The sequence below is a fragment of the Hahella sp. KA22 genome, assembly GCF_004135205.1.
In the GTDB taxonomy this organism is placed as follows: domain Bacteria; phylum Pseudomonadota; class Gammaproteobacteria; order Pseudomonadales; family Oleiphilaceae; genus Hahella.
Genome location: NZ_CP035490.1, coordinates 3,341,234 through 3,362,580, shown reverse-complemented (window position 1 = coordinate 3,362,580; position 21,347 = coordinate 3,341,234). Strand labels below are relative to the sequence as shown.

At 53.0% G+C, this 21,347-nt stretch carries 25 protein-coding genes; 11 read left to right on the top strand and 14 right to left on the bottom strand.

Features of this window, described 5'->3' with window-relative positions:
* Window positions 1-58 precede the first annotated feature (58 nt).
* The 8 genes from EUZ85_RS15040 (at window position 59) to EUZ85_RS15015 (ending at window position 5,039) form a co-directional block, all read left to right on the top strand.
* Window positions 59-901, top strand: a complete 843-nt coding sequence (locus EUZ85_RS15040) for an ADP-ribosylglycohydrolase family protein (RefSeq protein ID WP_127970063.1) — start codon at window positions 59-61, stop codon at window positions 899-901.
* A 229-nt stretch (window positions 902-1,130) separates the two neighbouring features.
* Window positions 1,131-1,358, top strand: coding sequence for a hypothetical protein (locus EUZ85_RS31375; protein WP_206618072.1), 228 nt, complete (start codon window positions 1,131-1,133; stop codon window positions 1,356-1,358).
* Window positions 1,351-1,794: a hypothetical protein gene (locus EUZ85_RS31370; protein WP_206618070.1), complete on the top strand. Its 444-nt coding sequence runs from the start codon at window positions 1,351-1,353 to the stop codon at window positions 1,792-1,794. Before EUZ85_RS31375 ends, EUZ85_RS31370 begins: the two co-directional genes overlap by 8 nt.
* Window positions 1,769-2,074, top strand: coding sequence for a hypothetical protein (locus EUZ85_RS31365; protein WP_206618068.1), 306 nt, complete (start codon window positions 1,769-1,771; stop codon window positions 2,072-2,074). The genes EUZ85_RS31370 and EUZ85_RS31365 overlap by 26 nt, the downstream gene beginning before the upstream one ends.
* Before the next feature lie 196 nt (window positions 2,075-2,270).
* The gene (locus EUZ85_RS15030) at window positions 2,271-3,437 is read left to right on the top strand and encodes a hypothetical protein (RefSeq protein ID WP_127970062.1); all 1,167 of its coding nucleotides are present in this window, start codon (window positions 2,271-2,273) and stop codon (window positions 3,435-3,437) included.
* Complete coding sequence (locus EUZ85_RS15025; protein ID WP_127970061.1) at window positions 3,434-3,841, top strand: hypothetical protein; 408 nt, start codon at window positions 3,434-3,436, stop codon at window positions 3,839-3,841. The genes EUZ85_RS15030 and EUZ85_RS15025 overlap by 4 nt, the downstream gene beginning before the upstream one ends.
* Window positions 3,842-3,850: 9 nt before the next feature.
* Window positions 3,851-4,252 carry a hypothetical protein gene (locus tag EUZ85_RS15020; RefSeq protein ID WP_127970060.1) on the top strand — a complete coding sequence of 134 codons (402 nt, stop codon included), beginning with the start codon at window positions 3,851-3,853 and terminating at the stop codon, window positions 4,250-4,252.
* 391 nt (window positions 4,253-4,643) lie between these two features.
* Window positions 4,644-5,039, top strand: coding sequence for a hypothetical protein (locus EUZ85_RS15015; RefSeq protein ID WP_127970059.1), 396 nt, complete (start codon window positions 4,644-4,646; stop codon window positions 5,037-5,039).
* 15 nt (window positions 5,040-5,054) lie between these two features.
* On the opposite strand, the gene EUZ85_RS15010 is transcribed toward EUZ85_RS15015, so the two are convergent.
* Both EUZ85_RS15010 and EUZ85_RS15005 read right to left on the bottom strand, forming a co-directional pair.
* Window positions 5,055-5,819, bottom strand: coding sequence for an Hpt domain-containing protein (locus EUZ85_RS15010; RefSeq protein WP_127970058.1), 765 nt, complete (start codon window positions 5,817-5,819; stop codon window positions 5,055-5,057).
* A gap of 126 nt (window positions 5,820-5,945) precedes the next feature.
* On the bottom strand, window positions 5,946-6,617 hold the full coding sequence (locus EUZ85_RS15005) for a hypothetical protein (protein ID WP_127970057.1): 672 nt from the start codon (window positions 6,615-6,617) through the stop codon (window positions 5,946-5,948).
* 106 nt (window positions 6,618-6,723) lie between these two features.
* Here EUZ85_RS15005 and EUZ85_RS15000 point away from each other — a divergent pair, with 106 nt between their 5' ends.
* Window positions 6,724-7,701 carry a GGDEF domain-containing protein gene (locus EUZ85_RS15000; RefSeq protein WP_127970056.1) on the top strand — a complete coding sequence of 326 codons (978 nt, stop codon included), beginning with the start codon at window positions 6,724-6,726 and terminating at the stop codon, window positions 7,699-7,701.
* A gap of 32 nt (window positions 7,702-7,733) precedes the next feature.
* Here EUZ85_RS15000 and EUZ85_RS14995 read toward each other — a convergent pair whose 3' ends face one another.
* The 3 genes from EUZ85_RS14995 to EUZ85_RS31820 all read right to left on the bottom strand — a co-directional run bounded on the left by EUZ85_RS14995 (window position 7,734) and on the right by EUZ85_RS31820 (window position 10,093).
* Window positions 7,734-9,110, bottom strand: coding sequence for a patatin-like phospholipase family protein (locus EUZ85_RS14995; protein WP_241567039.1), 1,377 nt, complete (start codon window positions 9,108-9,110; stop codon window positions 7,734-7,736).
* A 181-nt stretch (window positions 9,111-9,291) separates the two neighbouring features.
* Window positions 9,292-9,888: a DJ-1/PfpI family protein gene (locus EUZ85_RS14990; RefSeq protein WP_127970054.1), complete on the bottom strand. Its 597-nt coding sequence runs from the start codon at window positions 9,886-9,888 to the stop codon at window positions 9,292-9,294.
* Window positions 9,889-9,967: 79 nt separating this feature from the next.
* On the bottom strand, window positions 9,968-10,093 hold the full coding sequence (locus EUZ85_RS31820) for a hypothetical protein (protein WP_255509309.1): 126 nt from the start codon (window positions 10,091-10,093) through the stop codon (window positions 9,968-9,970).
* Between the two features lie 141 nt (window positions 10,094-10,234).
* On the opposite strand from EUZ85_RS31820, the gene malZ reads away from it, so the two are divergent.
* Window positions 10,235-12,043: a maltodextrin glucosidase gene (malZ, locus tag EUZ85_RS14985; protein WP_127970053.1), complete on the top strand. Its 1,809-nt coding sequence runs from the start codon at window positions 10,235-10,237 to the stop codon at window positions 12,041-12,043.
* A 57-nt stretch (window positions 12,044-12,100) separates the two neighbouring features.
* On the opposite strand, the gene EUZ85_RS14980 is transcribed toward malZ, so the two are convergent.
* The 6 genes from EUZ85_RS14980 to EUZ85_RS14955 all read right to left on the bottom strand — a co-directional run bounded on the left by EUZ85_RS14980 (window position 12,101) and on the right by EUZ85_RS14955 (window position 17,332).
* Window positions 12,101-12,520: a hypothetical protein gene (locus tag EUZ85_RS14980; RefSeq protein ID WP_127970052.1), complete on the bottom strand. Its 420-nt coding sequence runs from the start codon at window positions 12,518-12,520 to the stop codon at window positions 12,101-12,103.
* Window positions 12,521-12,737: 217 nt separating this feature from the next.
* Window positions 12,738-14,471, bottom strand: a complete 1,734-nt coding sequence (locus EUZ85_RS14975; RefSeq protein WP_164887254.1) for a carbohydrate-binding module family 20 domain-containing protein — start codon at window positions 14,469-14,471, stop codon at window positions 12,738-12,740.
* Window positions 14,472-14,675: 204 nt separating this feature from the next.
* Window positions 14,676-15,257 carry a DUF4234 domain-containing protein gene (locus EUZ85_RS14970; protein ID WP_127970050.1) on the bottom strand — a complete coding sequence of 194 codons (582 nt, stop codon included), beginning with the start codon at window positions 15,255-15,257 and terminating at the stop codon, window positions 14,676-14,678.
* A 120-nt stretch (window positions 15,258-15,377) separates the two neighbouring features.
* Window positions 15,378-16,142: a hypothetical protein gene (locus EUZ85_RS14965; protein WP_127970049.1), complete on the bottom strand. Its 765-nt coding sequence runs from the start codon at window positions 16,140-16,142 to the stop codon at window positions 15,378-15,380.
* Window positions 16,127-16,678 (bottom strand): RNA polymerase sigma factor, encoded by a 552-nt coding sequence (locus EUZ85_RS14960; RefSeq protein ID WP_041598786.1) that lies wholly within the window; start codon window positions 16,676-16,678, stop codon window positions 16,127-16,129. Before EUZ85_RS14960 ends, EUZ85_RS14965 begins: the two co-directional genes overlap by 16 nt.
* A 210-nt stretch (window positions 16,679-16,888) precedes the next feature.
* Window positions 16,889-17,332, bottom strand: coding sequence for a hypothetical protein (locus tag EUZ85_RS14955; RefSeq protein ID WP_127970048.1), 444 nt, complete (start codon window positions 17,330-17,332; stop codon window positions 16,889-16,891).
* Between the two features lie 183 nt (window positions 17,333-17,515).
* Here EUZ85_RS14955 and EUZ85_RS14950 point away from each other — a divergent pair, with 183 nt between their 5' ends.
* Window positions 17,516-18,226 (top strand): hypothetical protein, encoded by a 711-nt coding sequence (locus tag EUZ85_RS14950; protein ID WP_127970047.1) that lies wholly within the window; start codon window positions 17,516-17,518, stop codon window positions 18,224-18,226.
* A gap of 117 nt (window positions 18,227-18,343) precedes the next feature.
* Here EUZ85_RS14950 and EUZ85_RS14945 read toward each other — a convergent pair whose 3' ends face one another.
* The 3 genes from EUZ85_RS14945 to EUZ85_RS14935 all read right to left on the bottom strand — a co-directional run bounded on the left by EUZ85_RS14945 (window position 18,344) and on the right by EUZ85_RS14935 (window position 21,322).
* Entirely contained in the window at window positions 18,344-19,747 is a 1,404-nt protein-coding gene (locus EUZ85_RS14945; protein WP_127970046.1) for a pectin acetylesterase-family hydrolase, read from the bottom strand.
* Window positions 19,748-19,921: 174 nt separating this feature from the next.
* Window positions 19,922-20,512, bottom strand: coding sequence for a hypothetical protein (locus tag EUZ85_RS14940; protein WP_127970045.1), 591 nt, complete (start codon window positions 20,510-20,512; stop codon window positions 19,922-19,924).
* 15 nt (window positions 20,513-20,527) lie between these two features.
* Window positions 20,528-21,322, bottom strand: coding sequence for an ABC transporter substrate-binding protein (locus tag EUZ85_RS14935; RefSeq protein WP_127970044.1), 795 nt, complete (start codon window positions 21,320-21,322; stop codon window positions 20,528-20,530).
* Window positions 21,323-21,347: the final 25 nt, after the last annotated feature.

Genomic DNA, 21,347 nt, shown 5'->3' with positions numbered 1-21,347 from the left:
CTTCTCGCCGCGCAGGCGCGTCCATGCGCCTGGTTATTAACATGCCAATATCATTGCCATGTTAATAGAACTCGCTATTGGCGACGCTTACGGCGCTGGTTTCGAATACGCTTCCAACAAGATTGTGCGCGAGAACAACTTCGGCGAGCAGTACATCCAACACCAGCGACACACCACTATTCTGCCGGGCCAGTACACCGACGACGCTCAAATGGCGATCGCCGTGGCGGAGGCCCTGATCGCCGAACAGCACTGGAACGAGACTATTCTCGCTGGCTACTTTCTTAACGCTTTCAAGCGTGACCAGAGAGAGGGTTACGCCAAAGGCTTCTATGATTTTCTCTGTAGCGTAGAGACGGCGGAGGAGTTCCTGGAGCGCATCAAGCCCGACAGCGAGAAAAGTGGAGCCGCGATGCGCGCCAGCCCCATCGGCGTCCTGGCGGATGAGAAGCAAGTCATCGAATACTGCGCGCTACAGGCGAAGCTCACCCATAACACCCCGCTCGGCGTCAACGCCGCCCTCGCCGCCGCTTTGATGACGCACTATTTCATTTACGACCTCGGCCCGAAACAGGACCTTGGCGAATACATCGCCTCCAAAGTCTCCGGCGACTGGAATGTCCCCTGGAAAGGTAAAGTCGGCGCCTTGGGCGTGGATTCCACTCGCGCCGCCATCACGGCGGTCATAGCGGAAAACGACCTCAAGTCCATTCTGCTTAAATGCATCGCTTACACGGGGGATACGGACACCGTCGCCACTATCGCCCTGGCTGCAGCCGCGTGCTCGAAAGAAGTAGACAAAAACCTTTCACAGTCGCTTTACGACAACTTGGAAAGAGGCGCATACGGCTATGATTACATCGCTAGGTTGGATAAAGAGCTGATGGCGCGGGTGAAATAAAAGTCGCTTACGCCTGACCGAACACTCAGGCGTAAGCCTAACGAATTATTATGTGACGCTCGGCGGTTTTTCGTTACTTTTTCATTGCATATCAATCGCTTGAAAAGCATAAATGGCGACTGATAAGAATCGGATAAAGTGTAACGGAGTACGCGCCAAAAATTGCCTCTCCCTGCCCGTCATACTGTTTCAAACAATCTCAAATGCACACAGTAAGTGGTAACAGGACATGCCAGTCTTTGCATATCAGTCGTTAAACTCCAACGCCAGTAGCGACCATGGCGTCAGCGCATCAAACTCGCAACACTTTACACGGATGACCCACGATCATTCCGCTACCAATCATCAGGGCCCCTGGCTGCTGGTGCCGCCGACGAATCCCAACGTCGAACCGCATGAACTGCTTCATGGCCCTTCTCAGGTGATTTCTACGGCGTCTGCTGGGCATAATGAATAAAGGACAACACGATAACGCTTCCTTTCGGAGCCTGGTGGAGGGCAAGGCGCGCCTGAATCATCAACATTTGGGACAAGCTTTCGGACAGAGTTGCGACCTGATGGTTTTTGGTGAATTGAACAGCGAACATGCAGAATGGGCCACACTGAAAAATAGCGCCGGCCCGATATTCAAAACGTCGACGCCCGCCAAAGCATGTAACTGCTTCAGTGTGCACGCCACCAATAACAGCCAGCATCGCTTCGTGGGCGACGGCCAGGGTTGGATCGCCATAAAGAGCTACGGCGTCCTGGCGGTCTTCGTACACGTTCCCAACTCAGTCGCCAAATCAGCAGACGCAGCCAAGGTATTTTACGGCGCCATTCGCAAACCAATTACTGCAAAGCAACGCAGGGGTTATCGACATCATCATGGGCGACACCAACCAGGGAAGTAACGACTTTACCCACACCGTAGTCAGCGAAGCCCTGGGACAAACCTTCGCTGATGCGCACACAGGCTCATCGATACAGCCCTTCGACGCTCACAATAGAGAGTTTCAAGGCACAAACAGCACGGGAACCAAAAAATACGACGTGGCGGTTTACAATACCCAATCAGTTAGGGTCAATCGCCTGATCTACCTTTCTCAGTTCGCTCCCACCAGCCACCAAAGCTGGGAAGCCGTGGCCATCACCGACCATATGGGTATCGGTGTGGAGGTTGAGCGGATATAACTGCGCGACAACAGCTCGAATAGCTTTCAGATTGGGGACTCCATAAACGGTCCCTTACTCAACTTCCGTGTTCAAACCTAAATTCTCTTCGCTCCTATTTACCCAATAGAGGCTAGTCTCTACGCCCTATTCTTCCAGTTTGTTAAGTTTTGTAACATGAATTTTTCGTTAGTGTGCAATCAAGGTTTGGAAGAAGATGAGCAGAATGGATTTTGATGTTGAAGTAAAACTACTCAAGACATCTCCCGATACCATATTAACCCCTCTATGCATCCCTGATTTCCAGGAACTCAAGTCGAATACCACAAAAAACAAAGACTTTATTACCTTTGAAATACAAGTAAAGAATCAGCCTGTTGATAAACTTTACATCAATATTTCTGATGGTGATTTTCTCGTATTTCAAATAGAGTTACCTGCAAGCATGCGCGAAATAGGCACCCATAGGTGGGAGTGGGATGGCTACGACAGAGTAGGCACCCTTGATACGAAGATACTAAAAAGCAGCAAGCTTAAAGTAACTGTTACTGCCCAAAAAGATCATAAAAAAAAGTTCAGTACTTTATTTCTTAAAGGGGAAGCCGCCCAAGAAGACTGGCTGGACCTGAAAATTGACAGGAGTGATAGGCGAGTATACGTCGAGTTGAGATTAAACTTAAAAGATGGCGGGGCTAGAGGCGTAGGAAAGCTCCCGCCAGAAGAAGCATTCCAAGGAAAGGAAAATATGCATTGGAGCGATGCTTTCACTGAAAGACACATAAGACACAAAAGCTTCACAGACCTAAAACATTTAGTCTTCCTTGGTGTAAAGAAATATTGGTCCAGAAGTGTAAGCATCAATACAGGGCACCAATGTACATCCTACAAAGTAATACTGAATCCCATTCCAAATTTAGACAAGGCTATGGATGATATTTCCATATCCTACAACACTAATGGACCAATTCTCAGATCAAGTAACCCAGGAAAAATTAGAGGATTAATTTCACTAATTGGAAATATAGCTCCTGAAGATATCGTTTATAATGTAGGTTGGGTTAAAATCAGTGGAATATGGCGCTTCTATTTCGCCTCACATGCAGATCAAGAGTTTATGTCCACAGCTGCACATGAGATTGGCCATGAGCTATTAAGCGCCTATAGTGGAGCAAATAATTCATACAGTCACAAAGGCTCATCTTTTCTACTGACACAGTCTCCTAAGCCTACTTTTATGGGAGGGAGTTCTTATCCTGAGAGTTCAGAAATAGATTTGATGAAATACTACAATGGCGCAACACCTTCTGATTTTTATGATAGGCAAATTGCAACTGAAAAAGATGTCCGCTCACTAATCTGGATTTCAAGGATAAAGTTCAAATGAGAAAAGCTTTAGTAACCGCAACTGCCATACTAGCCTTATCTGGTTGCTGCCTTGACTCCTCTTACTCAGTCAGAGGAGTAGTTCCAACCAATATTATCATTAAAAACAATACAAATAACACTATTAATATAGAAAAGTTCTATGCCGCACCAGACGCTAACGCTATGTTTTCAATGGAAAGCTTTCGCCTACATCCAAGCGAAGACTCAGAAGTATTACAAATGACCATCTCCTCGTTTGATGCTATCGTCGATAGGAAGTTTTATTTCTTTGGTGCATGCGAGGGATCAGAGAGCCAGTTATCTCCTGGTGAAAACTTTAGACTTGAGAGATCTGAAGGATACTGGCTAGCGACAATAATCATTGATGATTGCAGCTATTTTCACCCACAGGAAAAATTATAAGGAAGAGACATGAAAACCTCGGCAATAAGTCTGCTTTTTCTTTTATCGACAGGTATCACAGGTTGCTGCACAACTTATATTCCGGACGTAGATATCCCTTTAACAGCTGAGCTTAAATTGAGAAACGTATCTGACAGTTCTCTGATCATAAAAAAGCTGCAGTCAAAGGAAGATAAGCAGCGTATTTTTTCCTTCCCACCGACTCAACTGGCCTCAGGAAAGACAGTTTCGTTCCCAGTGTCAGAGAAGACATATTCGCTTGTCAAAGCTGGGGATTTCGAAGTTAGCTATCAATGCTCAATGGCGGAAAGATATTTTGGAAAAGAGTCTGTATCAGTTGCCTCCAATGATACCGCCGCCTTACAAAGTGTGGAAATAGAGTTCAGTCAATGCGCCACGGAGGGTGAGTGAGCAGGGGTTTTCTCTTACTCTTACCTATTCTCCTCGGCGGCTGTTGTCTTGATGGCCCTTATCAATACAACAGCTTTGTTCCTGTGGATTTGGTCGTCAAAAACCAAACAGACCAAGACGTATATATCAGAACTGTCTATAACTTTGATACCAGAGTCGCAGGTTTTACAACCAGAAGCATGTCCTTAAGCCCAGGAGAGCTGTCTGAGACTGCAAATGTCGCCGTAAACAGCTTTGACGCCATTGTGTCTGACCAATATTTTGTTAGCGGCGCATGTGGCGAGTTTGATAACAGTCAGGTTCCTGGGAGCCGATTCCGGGTAGAAGCTTCAACTAAGCCAGTGTATCGGTTATTAATCGTCATTGATAACTGCGACGCGTTTAAGTAAATATGAAACTGACTAACACTGCCTTATTCTTCATTACGACCATTACGCTGTCAGGATGCTGCAATTACCAACGACCAAATATTGATATTCCGCTTTCTGAAACGATTGAAATAAGCAACCCATCAGCCCTGCCGCTGACCATTCTGGAAATTCGAAGTACGCCGGATAGCCCTTATAGATTCAAGTTCCCTCGGGTATCAGTGGAGGCTGGCGGTCGCATTAGTTACCAGATTACAGAAGAGTCTTACTTAGGATTCAGTCAGGGGGCGTTTACTGTAAGGGCTCAATGTGGCGGCTCTGAAACCGTGTTCGGAAAAGAGCGGTTTGACACAGACGCCAAGGCGCTGGATAACCACCAGCCTATCTCTGTTACGTTGCTAAACTGCCCTGGCGGCTGATTGCAGTTCGCAAAATCACAACGACAACGCCTTCTTCACCGCCGCTAATAATGTCTCCGGCAGTTCTTTATTTTTGGAGAGGATGGCGTCGAATTGGGTTTCTTCTGTTTTGAGGCCCTGCCGGCTGGTGATGAGTATGGCGGGGATTTTGTGGTTGCGGGTTTGCGATGCGCGTAAAGCGGCGACCACCGCAAGGCTGTTGAGTTCTTTGAGTTCGCCGCCAGCGATAATGAAATCGAAATGCTCCCGAAGCAGGCGACCCAAAGCGCTCAGACCGTTCTGCTCCCAAACCAGACGCACTGGGAGAGGCTCTAACGCTTGTTGATAGTAACTGGCCAGAGTTTGCGAAGATTCAGCCAGCAGTCCGGATTTGCGTTTCTCCAGCACCCGGTGATGCAATCGCTCCAACTCAGTTTCGATATCCGACTGCTGTATGAGTTCGCTGCGGTGAACGACGCTGACCCGGCGTAGTAAATCAAGATAAGCCAACGCATTGTTGGCGGAACTGGCGTCCAGGGCGGCGTTGGCGCCCAGCTCAGCAAGAAAGCTTTCCAATTGATGGCAAATGGTGGTCACCACATTCAGTCCATGGGTGCCCCCTGCACCTTTGATATTGTGGATACCGCGATAAAGTTCGTTGAATACTTCCTTGTTCGCGCCGTCTCTTTCCAGCGTAAGAATGAGCTCCTCAAGCTTATTGCAACGCTCATCCAGCTCCTGCAGAAAACGTTCCCGCATATTCGCCAAAATGGCGGCGAAGGTTTCGGTATCCATTGCCATCCAGACCACCTTCTTTCAATAGCATTCACCAATGCTAATTTTAATTGAATGCTATTAATCCTAGCACTTCCAGCGCAGAGTTATTGTAAAGATTGCGATATCGGAATTTCGCGTCGAACAATGTGTTTATATTTGCTCAGGCGGAACGCTGCACATCAGTGTTTGCAACTGACTTCTCCAGTTTATGGCGATGTCTGAGGCGGGAGACCGCTCAAGGCGCTCCAAGTCTTGTTTGAGCGCAATAAGCCTCGTTTGATGCAATACATCAGCCTCGGCGTCAACTTCTTCCAGCAAACTCCATAGCGCCAGGAAACTCTTTGCCAAGCTGAGAGAACCCACCAGCTTGCGTCGCCCGGTATTAAGCTCCAAACCAGTGTTGACCAATCCCGTATTGGACAACCGTTGGGCGGCGTTGCCAGCAAAGTTCCTATCGACCATGGACACTGTAGCGGCGATCTGCGGAGCCGCCCAGGATTGTCCGGCTAGCAACTCCCATAGGGATTCGACCAGAGTGTCGTTGCGAGGCAAATAGCACATCGCCAAACAGCCCACGATGTGGGGGCGCCAATTACGTACGCTGAACAGTACTTTTATGTCCTCTTCGGGATTCTCTGCGTCAGCCAATACTTGCTTCATGATGCGTATTTCTGCCTCGGCGGCGTCCATACAGGGAGTATTTAACATCAGCAAATAGTTGATTCGAGACACTACCGTCTCACGGCCATCGACCTCATGTTTATTGAAAAATATCGTCTGACACAGTTTTTCATCTTCGGGATGTATAATGATTTGCTTCATCTTCCAGGGCGTCTATCCATAAATCGGAACCGGAAATTTTAATAGCGCCGTACTGGGATTACATCTATTCTTAATATGTTCATTCCCGGACGGATAGGACGCCGCCATGTCGACAGAGGATTTGCAGAAAGCATTCCAGCTCTCTGCTGAGTTGTTGCAAAACCAGTCTTATCACGATTTAACGCAGAACCTGATCAGCCTCCTTCGTAGCATCGAAGGCGTTGACGAAGTTTCCGCTTACGAGATATTCAGCGCCGCGCCGCCGGCCTCCCTTAGTTCAAACCAGCGCAAAGAGATGCTGGTCCGACGCTTTCCTCTTATCGCCAACGATGATTTCGACAACCAAAACGCTGACGAGCTCAAGAAGATAGCCGCTGAGTCTCACGGCGGCGTGGGATATTGGGTGGGAAGCGCCGCGCCGACGATATATTACGATGTCGCCAGCGCGCAGGAACCTCGTCGGATCATCTTGATAAAAGGCGCAGTCAGCACTTACGATTTTGAAGTGATCAGAGGCTTATTCGGCATCTACAGCAATCAGGTGGCGTTGCTTGACGCCAGAGAAAGAGACCCGCTCACCCGCTTGCTGAACCGGGACACCATGGACAGAACACTGGAACAGGTGGTCGACTTCTATCATCTGAAGCAACCTGAAGAAACAACCCAGTCTTCCTGGCTCGCTCTGCTGGATATCGACCATGCAACGCCCGCTAATGGAAGCAATGGCGATGAGACCCTGCTGCAGGTGTCGTTACTTCTGAAAAAAGGCTTTCGTTCTTCCGATCTGCTATTTCGCTTTGACGGCGAGGAATTTGTGGTCATCGTGAATCAGACGGACAAGGAAGGCGTAGAAACCTCCCTGGAGCGTTTCCGCAAAAATGTCGCCTCACACCCCTTCCCCGCCGGCAAAATCAACGTCAATATCGGCTTCACGCGGGTCACTCCGGAATGCCCGACGCCACTGCTAATCGAAAGCGCTGATCTGGCGTTGTATCAAGCGAAATCCGACACAAGCGCCGCCATCGTGTACAACGATGCGCTGAGCCATAAACAAAGTCCGATGGATGATGTGGAGTGTTATTGAGAAAAAAATTTCAGCATCTGTGCGGAATAGAATCACTCATCTTCATCAGTTAAATCATCAATCCTGATTTCAATATGTCCGTCCGGCATTTCCGTCGTGAAATTCTCAAGAAACTCCGAGTATTCCTCTGAATTGCGCAACAAGGAGCGCCCCGCCTGAATCAGCGTGTCGATTTCCCGGTTACTCAGTTCCAGTGAAGTCGGCAGGCTGTTGAAGAACTCTTTCAACGAAGGCGATGAGAAGGACTGAAAATTAACTTCGATGAAATAATAAGGAATCCGCCCGAAGCGTTGAAACCCTCTGACGATGCGGTCATCCTGATCCTGCAGTATCGCCCGGGTCTCCACGTTGTAACGCTGGATTTGCGCATTGGTGACGGCGTCAATGGTATCCGTGATGGCGGGCTTGTTCGGACTCTCGTCAATGCCGCGTTTCGGTCGGACTTCCGCATTCACCAGAATTACCGCCACCCGCTTCACTTTCTTGGTGTGATCCTGAGCGGCGTTCTCCAGTTCAGTTAACTGCAGACCGTCTATCACCCCTCGCAGACCCAGGTTATCCGAAATACCGCCATCCACCAGATGAATGTATGGGTGCTGTTTACTGTCGTTATAGGACAGCAGACCGCTGACCAGTTCCCGCTGGCGAATATCCAGTGGTTTGGACTCGTTTAACATGCGGAACATGGCGGATTCGCTCAGATCGCAATCACCGCCGTGGTTCTTCAATACGATGGAAGGAAACGCCACCGGCACCGCCGAAGACGCTGTCACTGCCCGCGCCACATTGAACTTGTTCAAGTCCGAGCACAACAGATCAAAAGTATCCTGATCAAAGGAGAAACGGTTCCCCTGACTCAGATCCGTCGCGTTGATATTGATGAAAGGACGGCGATTCAAGGGGATATCGGCGAAGGTGCGGCCCTTGAAGATATAGTTGTCATAGTATTCAACCGCCATTTCCGTACGGTCAAAGCGGGTGAACAGCGAACGCCACCAGTATCCAGGGCTCAGCAACTGCCATAGCAATGCGCCCTGCACGCTCTGACGCAGAAACACTTTCTCATAGTCCGAAAACAGCTTGTCGCCAAACAATCCGTAATAGGCAGCGGTGAAACTGCCTCCTGATACGGCGGAGATATAATCCACCTCATCCAGCAAGCGGGTTTTGACGCCATCGATTTCAATGCGGGTGTCCTTCAATTCCTCCATGACGCCATAGGACAACGCAGAAGCCCGCGTGCCGCCGCCGGAGAATGCCAGGATCAACAGGGTTTCCCCTAGGTCATTGTCGCGCTGGTAAGTGCGGAAGCTATAGGCGTGGTCGCTGCTGTAGGATTTAATCGGTTCGTTTTGCGGCTTGAACTGGCTCGCACACCCGCTGCACAACGCTGCGAGGAAAATTAACACACTGCTGGATCTGACTAACGAATACATGTCTCTGATTTAAAGGCGTTTAATACCAGGGAGCCGCCGTATAACGACCGTTTTTCTCCGCGCCTCGGACTGCCTCAACGCGTGGGTTTCATTGATAAAAGCCAGGAACGCCTCACTTAACCCAACGCGCACTATAACCTATTCCACATGGAAATCAGATGAATGCGGCAATCGCCTGGGTCGCCATGTCTACATAAAGCTCCTTTTGCCCTACCGGCGCCGCATAGGCGATCACATCTCTAGCCGCCTCTTCTCCCAGGCTGCGCCAGATCACCCACATGGCCAGATAGGTGGCGGACAAGCAGCCTCCCGCAGTGGCGATATTACCCCTGGCGTGAAACGGGCCCTCCACCACCTGGGCGCCCAGGTTCTGCAACACCGGTCCCGTGGTCGCATCCGTGCATACCGGCGTACTCTTCAACAGTCCCAGGCTATGTAAAAACAAAGCGCCGGAGCATTGCGAGCCGATCAACTGAATTTCCGGGTCAAGATGAAACGCCGACATAATACTGTCATTCTTCACATGATCACGGGTTTGCACGCCACTGCCGAACAGCACGACATCCGCTTCGCTGGCGAACATGAGCGGTCGCTGCGCAGTGATCTTGACGCCATTCATCGACAAGGCGTGCATGGAGGGGCAAGCCAGCTCCGCCCGCCAGCCCGGTTGCTTCACCCGATTGAGCAGGGTGAGCGCCATGAAGGAATCCATTTCATTGAATCCGTCGCATGTGACTATGGCTATCTTCATATCGCCCCGCTATTCATTCTCAGTTCGTGGGTATTTGCGCTCGCACCCCATTCCCATTTCAGTATATTCCAGCGCCATGCTATTGCCGCAATGACCAGGACTGCCCAACCAACGGCGCAGCCGGACAAAACGCCTCACCGCAATAACGGCTTTGCGCTCTGGCGTTGTTGATCAATTGCAGCCAGAGCTGCGCAAGATGGCTCATACCCGGACTTTGACAAATCCTTCTCTTGGGGGGCGTAGAACACGCATGTCGCCGGCTGATGCCAAGCGCGCATTGCGTCACTAGCATACCCAGAACGCCTTCACAAAGCCCGACTAATTTTTAACGCCGGAGAACGCTACGATGCCAACCGATTTCATCGCCCATCACCATCCTCTCACCGATGTCGAGATACTGGAGGACGGACGGCTTCGCATCAGCGCTCGCACAGCGTCTGGCCAAGCTATTGATAGCGCATGGATTCGCTATGAGTTGGACAATGAAGAGTATTTAACCGCCCTGGAGCCAGCGGAATCCAGCGCAGGCGCGCAGTGCTGGCGGGTCGAGATTCCCACTAACCCAGGCGCAGCAACCACTTATTACCTATTCAAGTTTATCTGCGCAAAGCGGCAATTTTGCCTCGACGCTGGCGGCGTGCATTCCCGTATCCGCTCGCGCTCTTTTCACTTCAAGCATGTGCAGGGTCTACAAACGCCACAGTGGGTGTGGGATCAGGTGTTCTACCAGATATTTCCAGACCGGTTCCGCATCGGGGACGATGTTTTCGCCTCTATTTCCCAAGAACCTGATGAGGATAAAGAGCAGACGCCTCTCAGCGACTGGGACGCCATCCCAGATCCATCCAGGGGATCGTCGGAATTCTTCGGCGGCGATTTGAACGGTGTTACTGACGCTTTACCGTATTTGCACGATGAACTGGGCGTCAGCGCGATTTATCTCAACCCGATTTTCGCTTCTCACAGCAACCATCGCTATGACACGGATGATTACAGCCAAGTGGAGCCGCGCCTCGGCGGAGAGCCCGCGCTGTTGCGCCTGCGCGAGGAGACCCGGGCGCGGGATATGCGGCTGATACTGGACGCCGTCGTCAATCACACCTCCGTCCACCATTCCTGGTTTCAACAGGCGCAAGCGGGTAACGAACAATACCGCGCCTTCTATAACTTTAACTCGGAAGGCCGCTACGCCGCCTGGAAAGGCTTCGAAAGCCTGCCCAAGTTAAATTACGCCAACCCGGAAGTGGCGGCCGCCATGTACTCAGGCGACAACGCCATTCTTCGCCATTGGCTGCGTCCTCCCTACGCCGTCGACGGCTGGCGTCTCGACGCGGTCCATATGCTTGGCGAAGGTCCCAGCGCCCACAATAACGCAACGCATATGCGCGGCATGCGCGAGTGCGTCAAACAAGAGGCGCCGCAGACTTATCTGCTGGGCGAGCATTTCTTCGAAGCGACGGAGTGGCTGCAAGGCGATCAGGAAGACGGAGCAATGAACTACTATGGTTTCGCCCACCCCCTGCGCGCCTGGTTGGCCGGCCTGGACATTTCCGGACATCCGGGGGCCATTGACGGACGCGAGTTCGCCGCCTGGCTGGCGGAGGCCCGCGCGGCGGTTCCCTGCCCGATTCAATTGAGCCAGCTTAACTTGCTGGATACCCATGACACGCCCCGTTTCCTCACTCTGCTGCAAGGGGATCGCGATCTGTACAAGTTAGCCCTGGGTCTGCTGTTCACTTACAGCGGCGCGCCTTGTCTGTATTACGGCGATGAAATCGGGCTGCCCGGCGGTGGAGACCCGGACTGTCGTCGCCCCTTCCCCTGGGATCGGGAACGTTGGGATATAGACATTCTGAACTGGTGTAAAACCCTGATCGCCCTGCGTAAAAGCACGCCGGCTCTGTGTCGGGGAGGACACATTGATCTGTGGGCGGATACGGACTGCTATTGCTTCGCCAGAACGGCGAAGGAAGGTTCGGTGATCATCGCCGCCAATCGGGGCGACGCCGCTACCGCTTTGCTGGATACGCGGTTGCTGGGCGCGCCGGGAGGCTACTGGAGAGATCTGCTCAGCGGGGATATTTTCACCACAGATGAACATACATTGGCGCTTTCCCTGCCTTCCAAATCCGTGCTTATTCTGCTGCCAGAGTAACAAACGCAATAGCGCACCGGGCCTGTTGAACCGTCGATTGCAGGCCCGGCGCGATGATCAGGACAGGCTGTCCGCGGCGATCAAACCGTCCCAGCAATCAAACAGATACAAAGCCAGATAAATCGGCGATAACGCCCAGATCAGCGGATCGTCCCAGAACGGATAGGTCGTCCCCACCGCGGCGATTGCGATGGCCATCAACTCCGTCACACCGATATACAGCAACGCTTTGGTCAAGTGCGCCAGCCAGCGTTGCAGCGGCTTCTCCAATACGGATTTCTGATAGGTAGTCTCGAATATTCCTACAATCGCCGACGCCATCAATAAGCCGATAACAGCCAGAATGGCGGACTGATTACCCGCCTCCATATGCTGCATGCTGTTCAGGGTAAACAGAATCATCGCCGGCGCAATGACCAACAATAACGCCGCATTTTTCAACGCCAACTCAGTCAGGAATTTTTTCTTATTCAGCATGATTCGTCGCGCATTCAGGGAATGGGTATCCAGAGAAGATAACGAGGAAGTATAGAGCAGCTTTCTTTTTGAAACTCAGGAGACATGCATGAACCTACAATTGGATACACGGCGTCTCACTCAAACAAGACCCGGCGAAACCGGATCTTGTTTTTTTCAGAGGCTCGTTTTCTATCATGCGTTCTCGGTCATGGGTTTTCAGTTACGACTTTTCCAATCACCAGCCGCCGCGAGTGGCGTTGACCGAGTCAGTGTTGAATACGGTATTGCTTCCGGGCTGCCACTCAATTCCCGCACCAGCGTTGTTTTCGTCACGCTTCAGGCACTTCCACTCGACCTGTGTTCCAGCGGGGACGGAGATGACGCCGCTCCATACCGGATAGGCGGATGGCTCCAGTTTGACGGCTCCTGCGGGGCTCCAGCCACCCAGTTCAGGGAGATTGCCTACGGCGTAGACGCTTTGCCCCCATTGGGTTTGGCCGTCATCGCAGGCAAAGGAGACATCCACCCTTTGCGACTGACACTGCGGACAATCCGCCACTCTGGCCTCCACGTGAATCGCCATGGCGTCGCGGCCGGCGACATTTATGGAAGCATAGCCTGCGTTGTCCACGAAAACCGTGGCGCCCGTGCAGACGCCTTTGACGTAATCGCCATGCAGAATGTCGCAGTACTCTCCCGCCGACAAACCGGTATTCAGCGAGGCGCTCCAAGCTCCAGTGTCATTGTTCAGCGCCACAAAGCCGAGTCCGCCGCGTCCAAACGCCAGCCGATTGTCTCCATCGCGGGACACATTAGAGAGATAAGCGTTGGCGGCGGTGACCTGACGGAATTTCGCCATATTGCCAATCCCGCCCCAACGGTGCTCGCACACCCAGTCCACGCCGCAGGCGCCGCCGGTGTGCGGACCGGAATTCGGCGGCCCCTGATCATGATCATTGAAGTAATAGCTGGACATCACTCTGGGATAGCCATAGGGATAAGCGAGCATGAAAATATTGGCGATATAGTACATGCCCTGAGGATCATTCCAGGTCAGCGCCCATTCCGGGTGCTGGCGTTGGTCGTCGTGATTGGCGACGAACACCATGGCGTCGCTGCTGGCGACACGGCCGCCCCACTGGGAAAAGTCAGCCAGGTTCGCCATGCGCCCATTGCGAAAATGCCAGGCCAGATCGCGCTCCATTTGAAACTCAGTGACATCGGCGATATGGGTGTACATCTCCGGCTGCACCGCCTCTCCCGACGCCCGGATCACTTCCTGAAAGATATAGGGTGAGCCTTGAACGCGACTGACGATATTCTCAATGTCGGCAGGCGGCATGTGCTTGGCGGCGTCGATACGAAAGCCTTTTACTCCCAGGCTGACCAGGTCGTTCATATAATCCGCGATTTTGCCGCGCACGTAATCGCTCTCTGTCTTCAGGTCTTTCAAGCCCACCAGATCGCAGTTCCAGACCTGATTGGCGTCGCCATAGTTAATGCCGCCGCAGTTCCAGTTATGGAAGTCATTGACGCCATAGGGGACGTCAGGAAAGTCGAATCCGGTGGAAGCCATGTGATTGATCACCAGATCCGCATACACATCCACACCCGCCGCAGCGCATCGTTGCGTCATGTTCCGGAAGCGCTCCCGGTCGCCGCTACGACTGTTCAACACATAGCTGACGGGTTGATATCTAGTCCACCATTGGGCGCCGCCGATATGCGCCTGCGGCGGCGACACCTGCACCGCAGTGAATCCCTTCGGCCCCAGATATTGCTCGCACTCCTGCGCCACATCCTCCCAGCTCCATTCGAACAGATGCACCATCACCGAGGCATGACGATTCACTTCGCCATAGCCACTGCCGGCGGCGCACAGCGTTCCCGCACAGACTGCAGCCACTGCTAGCCGCTTCACGCCCTCGCCCAACCTGCTATCGCCATTCTTGTTATTTACGTTATCCATGACCATGTCAGCTCTCCCGCAAGCTTATTATTGTTAACTCCTTACATGGATGGCCCGTCGGGGTTAAACACCCACGCGCATCCACGGATTAACATTAGTCGCGACGACGTGAACGGACATCCATCCAAGTCAGGTTTAGAGGGGGAATTTGAGGGGGAGATTGGGGAGTCATAAACCATGACTCCCAGAGGATGTGCGGAATAATCAGTCCAGAATGGTAGTGAACTGAGCAAGGATGGCAAACGCGACCGTTCCCCAGATAGCGACCCCCATAAAGACAAACAGAATATTCCATGGACTGAAGCGGCTGTTGCTCTCCCCGTCAGGGTCTTGATTGACGCGGTTTGCATAGGTTTGCGCTTCGTACAACGTGTAAAGAGGGATAATAGACGTCACGAGTAGCGCAATATCCCAGACGCCGAAAACGTCGCTCGTCTGTATACGGGCGGCGAGCTCGCCTCCAACCGTCATCAGCACATACAAGGTCGCCATCATGGCGTGAGCGCCCCAGCTTCCCAGGCCCCGCTCCTGATGGCTGTTAGCAATATGTTTGAAAAGAGAATGCGTGAAGAAGATGCTGAATATAGAGCGCCATACCGGCGCGACTTTAAGCCCTTCGTGAACCTGCAGCGCTTTCCAGTGTTTGTAAAACCAATAGAGGCGATAAAACCCCAACGTAGCGATGTATAAGACAATCAGCTTGGTAATCGAGGTGGTGAAGAAAGGGGTTGAAGATTCGCCGTGCGTATCCAATTCGGCCTGCGGCGCCTGATATGGGTTTTCCATGGGACGGTCTCTGAATATCTGGGAATAAAAAATGCGCGGCCCGATCATCATTGATCAGAGTCCGCGCAATTTTATTCAGTTATCCTGGCTTGTCCAGCTTTACTCTGGATATCCGACGCTTTAGCTCTTCCAGGCGTTTAGCTGGACACAGGGACCTTCGAAGGTAACTGCGGCGACATCCAGCGTGGAAGGGTTGTCATTGATCAACAGACGGCTGCTGTTGGCGATGACTTTCCATTCCGCGGAGGTCAGGGTCCAGTTTTCTTTACCTGAGTCAATCTGCCCCAGATACACCAGACTATGGTCATCCATTTTCTCAGCCCACAAATGCAGCGGGCCTGAGGGTTTGTCCTGGAAACGTTTGGACCACTGGGTCACCAACTGAGAGGTTCCCGGCTCCTCGCCTTTGTAGGCGGAGATCACCAGCGCCACCTGACCGTTGCGACTCATCGGGGCCATGTAATCAGCCCCTCGTCCCGGCGCGCCGCCCATGACGTTCCAAAGCAACGCCACCGCGAACACCACTGACGCCGCTGTTCCCGCCATCGCGGAGAAGCGCCACATGGCGAGATTTTCCCAGAAACTGGCCAGCCAACTGGTTTTGACTGCCTGCGCCTGCGCCCTGACCGTTTGTGGCTTCGCGGCCGGCGCCGTCGCGGCGTCTATCTTCGCCCACAGATCCACAGGCGGTTGTTGCGCCGGCAGACTCTCCTGCATCGGCGTCATCAAATCTGACCAGTAGGCCACCGCCGTATCTATTTCACGATAGTCGCGCATCAGAGTTTCCATGCGTCGACGTACTCTGGCGCTCATCGCCCCCGCCACATATTGACTCGCCAGATGGTCGCAAACTGTGGCGTTTTTATATCTCATGCTTCGAGACATTGTTTTAACTCCTGCAGTCCGCGTCTGATCCAGGCTTTGATCGTCCCTAATGGGCGCTCTAGCCGAGTTTCCAGTTCGCCGTGGCTGTATCCGTGGATATAAGACAATAAAATCGCTTTACGAGGCTCTTCATTCAATTTTTCAAGGCACTGTCGCATGCCTTCCTGGTCCGCCAGTCCGCACCCCTCGCCAGCCAGATCCGCCATCAGCGGCTCTACATCATCCATGAGATCTTCACGCTTGCGCTGTCGGCTCTTCAGCTTGTCCAGAGCAGCGTTGCGGGTCAGCACGCAGAGCCAGCCCCAGGCGGACCCGGCGCCTGAATACTGGGACGCTTGCCGCCACAGCTTCATGTACACTTCCTGCAGCAGATCGGCGGCTTCGCCTTCATCCTGCAGTATGCGCATGGCGACGCCCATCAACCTGGCGCCGGTTAAATCATACAGACGCTTCAGCGCGGCTCGGTCCTGGTCTACGATGCGGCGCAACAGCGGCGACAGCTCCACAGACCAATCTGTGTCGGTTGCGGTCTTCAAAGACGGCTCCTGAATTGAATTCACCTGATCGATTCCCCCGAAGGTTCCCAGGCATTATATCCAGGTAGCCGCCGCATACCAGTCGGACTTGGCGTTTGCGACGGATTTTCGTTTCTACGCTCCCGCTACGAGACGCCTGCGCGGCGGCTAGCCGCGGGAGACAGGGCCTGACGTTACAGACAAATAGAAGGAAGCTGTTTGTCTGCCCGATTAATAGTAACTGCTGCTGTTGTAATTGCTTTGCTTGTGGCTTTTCGCCGAGTCCATTTTCACTGTGAACCAGACGTTCTTGACGCCATGCCCCGTCACATCACCGGGCGCGCGGTCGCCTACCCACAAGTACAGAGGCTTGCTCTCATACGCCCACTGCTTGGAGCCGTCCACGCGGGTAATGATAGTGAACTTGCCGGTATCATGAGCGGATGCGCCAGCCATGAATGGAGGCCAGTTTTCCGCGCAACCGCCATTACAGTTGGAGACGCCGGCCGCATCTTTAGTGAAGGTGTACAGCGTCATGCCCTGCTTGTCGGTCATGATGGAGCCAAGAGACGTATCTCTGCTGGAAACCGGCTCGCCGGCATGATTTTGAGAGTTAGCGGCGCAAGCAGTCAGCATCATTGCAGCGGCCAGAACGGTAAAGCTTTTGAATTTCATATCAGGCGTCTCCTCAATAATTTTTTTGGGTTTTCGAATGTCTTCACTTATCAAGACGACGCCAGTTATCAATTTGGATGCACAAAAAGAAAAAATTTTATTAAACCCCGATTAGGGGGCTATATTTGTAAATGAGAAGATCTCTCACCATTGGATATTCAAATAAGAAAAAGGAGACTGATCATGACACCCAAAGCCTATTTCGGCATTGCCCTCATAACAGCCACACTGGGGCTCTCCACCTGGCTGCTGGGAGGCTCCGCCTCCCCGTCTCCATCCGACACCAACACGAACACATCTCCCGAAGCCACCGTCGCCGTTAATGACGCCAACGCATTTCTCCCCATCGGAATGCAAAACTTTTCCGCCCAGGCGCGCCCTTCCAGCCTCGCCAAAGATCAGGACACGCTTTTGGAAGACCAGGCGCTGGAGCGTTATGCGGAATACCAGTCCTACTTCGATTATGGACGTGATTATCGCGAGCTGCTGCAACATGCGGAGCAAATGGACAGCGCCACCCGCCGGGAAAAATTTTCCCGCGCGGAGCAAAACATCGACCGTCTGGAAAAAGAGCACAAGCTCTCTGCGGCGGAGGGATTGATCATGAAACTGGCGTTGTTGAAAATCACTCCCAACGACCCGGAAGCCAAAGCCAAGGGCATAGAGCTGATTCAGCAGTACAAGCAGGCGGGTGAAGCGCGCATGCAGGAATTCAAAGACAACCCGGACCCACGGTTCGCCGAGTACAAGAAACGCGAAGCGGAGATAGTGAAGGAAGTGCTGGCGATGACCCATTATCCCAATGGACTCAGTCGCGACGATTATCTCGCCCAGCGCCTGAACGAAGAGCTCAAGCAGGCATATGCGCTGGACAGCAGCGAGGCGACGAATTAATCCTGATCGCAGGCAGGCAGCCCCCCCACTCACCTATTCGCCCCCGACGCTTCAAACACAGAAAAGCCCCCGAACGGGGGCTTATTCGCAACGTATCAACTCACCGGTCAGAGCGGTTTACAGCAGCTGATCCAACAGCCAGTACAGCAGGTTGAAGCCTTTCTGATAATCGCTGACGGAGTCTTCTTCCGAAGCGGACATGACCGGGCCGGAGCCTTCCATCACATTATTCACGAAGTCGCCCAACTCCAGTCCATCTTCCTGAATGTCCGCATTGTTGAACTCGATGATGCTGGTGCAGTGGCTTTCATTCACATCGCGGAAGCGCGGAATGTAGTAGCCCCAGTTATCATAGCCGTCCAGTGAGGTCATCAGGTGGCTGGTGTCTTTGTACCAGCGCTGATGAATTCTCTGCTTGCGCTTCTCTTCGTCCGGCTCGTTATTGATGTCGTCATAGAAACGCTCATAGGAATAAGAAGAGTAATTGAGGTCATCCCAGAAGTGCGTATGACCCAGACGGTCATTCGGATAATGCTCGCCCAGTGCGGTGTACAGCGTGCCCAGATCGTTCAGATCCAATGACGGCAGTTCGTTGCGGAGATAATACAATGGTCCGTCGCCGTCGCCATCCAGCCCCCACACATTGCGAATAGTGTTCTGCAGTTTCAGGGACGGGTACTCTTCTTCCGAGCCGGTCACCGGCGCCGGGAAGATGGGTCCGGAGTCATTGATCAGGTAGGCCTTGCCGGGGTCCATATCGCGACGCACCGGGTGATAGTTGGCGAATGAGCCCGCGCCGCCGGCGCTGCATCCGGTCATCAGCATTTGCCCGGGGCGCTCCAAGTTGTTCTTCAGCCAGGCCACCACTGCGCGTGTATTACGCACGCCGTTATGCCGCCACACCAGAGGGTCATGTTCGCCGGAGGGGTCGTCGTAGATGGCGACCTTATCCCCGGTATAGATGTCCCCGGTGCAGTAGGGAATGTACACCATGTTCCAGTTCTGGGTTTTGGTGCGGGTCCAGGGGTGCAGACGGAACACGAATGGGCTCACCAGACTGGCGGAAGGATTCTGCAGACTCATGTAGTCATCGGGAATGCCATTCGGATTACGAGCGCCGCGAATACCGGTCTGACCGGTGCAGCTTTCATAATCCCAGCAGGCGCCGCCGCCTTCCATATAAATCACTGTGTTGCTGGTGTGCGCCACGCGATTGACGAAGAATTTATAAGGCGAGCCGTTGCCGCAAATTGCGCCGGTGTCCGGATGTAATTGAATGGTCTGCCATTGCAGATAGGCTCCGGGCTTGAAGCCGTCTGCAACTTCGGAGGGGTTGGGCGTCAAGGGATACTGCGCTGCGTTTTGCTGCTCCTGCGTGACCGGGTTGTTCGCACCCCGGGGCCAGATCAGGTTGCCCAAGGTATCCCAGAATGAGTAATCGCCCATTTCTGCGGATACGCCAACTGAACTGCCAAGAAGACCTAGAAATACCGCTGTTTTTATTTTTGTTCTGGATTGCATTGTCTTTTCCTCCATTAATTGGAAACGCAATTCAATCCAGTCTCTCCTACCGGCTTCGCTCCTGTTTTTAAAAGAAAAAAGTATTGTCGCCGACCTTGGCTCGCCGGTAATGCAGGGACCGCTAACTGGATAGCTGAAAGGCTAGTCGGGGATCAAGGGTTACGCAAATTTAATTTAACGACGTTTACTTATTTTGGGCGTTGGGAAGCCCTGTCTGACGGGCTGGGGGCCGCCTACAGCAAGGGCGCAGGCCAGCGTTATCGCCTGCCAAACGGGGAAAATCGCCGCGCTTTCCCAAAAGCCATGCCAGACGGCGCCTTTGGCGATCTCAGGCAGACTGTTGATCAGCACGAAGTCCACCACGCCGCCCGCGGCGCCAGCCAGAGTGAATGACGCCAAAAAGATCAACCAGGCGCGTATGCGCCAGGCGAGGATAACGCCGATGGCGGTGACGCAGGCGCCTACTGCGCCCATCAGCGCCAGTGACACGACCTCCCAGGATGAGATGAAGAACAGAAAGCACAAACGCCACCCCAGAATCGTGGCGGCGATAACGATCAGCAGGCGCAGCCCCTTGCGCTCGGCGTTCCAGCCCCGCCGCCAGGCGCCGAGACAGATGGCGGCGCCGAACACGCCGCCGGGCATCCAGTAGTTCACCCACAGGGCGTCGCTCCAGTCCGCCAGCTCCAGCAGCACGCCGATGCCGGCGATCAACAAACCGGAAGTGAGCCCCATAAGCGCGCCGAAACTGAGATCTTTGTTCATGCGGGACGTCCGTTCCTACTTGATGTAGCGATCAATAATATTCTGATAAACGGTTTGGCCGTTGGCCTCCATCTCCGTTTTCAGCTCGTCCAGCGCATTCTGAAAGCGCTCGATAATCCAGTCCGGCGTATCAATATTAAAGGCGTAATAGTTATCGCCAGCGGAGCCGAAATCATACACCGGCGCATACTCAGAGGGGTTAAAGCCGTTCTGCTTGATGATCCAATAGGCGGCGATGTCGCCGTAGGCCCACATGTCCACCCGGTCCGCCTCCAGCATTTTCGCCGCCAGCTCAGGGTAAGGCACTGGCTCGCGCTTCTCGGGAGGCACGCCGTATTCATCCAGTACGATTTCAGCGATGTCTTCACGTACGGAGGCGATGTGAAATTGCTTCACCTCTTCCGATGAGCGGACTTTCAAATTGCGCTCTTTTTTGGCCAGCAACACAATCGGGGACGCCGCCACCGGTCCCACCCATTTGAAGAGATTCTCCCGCGGGCCGCGCCGGGTCATGACAAACAAAACCGTATTGGGGGTTTTCAGAGTAAGCCGGTAGCTGCGCGCCCAGGGATGCACCTGGATATCCTTGCGCGTCTTTTTAGAGCCGAGCTTTTTCAGGATCAGCTCCAGCAAATCAACGGAAAACCCCTTGAGCTTGTCGTCCTGAACATAATTAAAGGGGGGATAGTCCTCGGTCATAAACGTCAGTTTTTCAATCGTATCATCGGCCCGGCACAAGGATGCGCCCAACATCAACGCAACCAGCGCCATAGCAGGACAAGAGAGGACAGGACAGGAATACCATCGCATGCTTTATAGCCTCCACACCAAAACG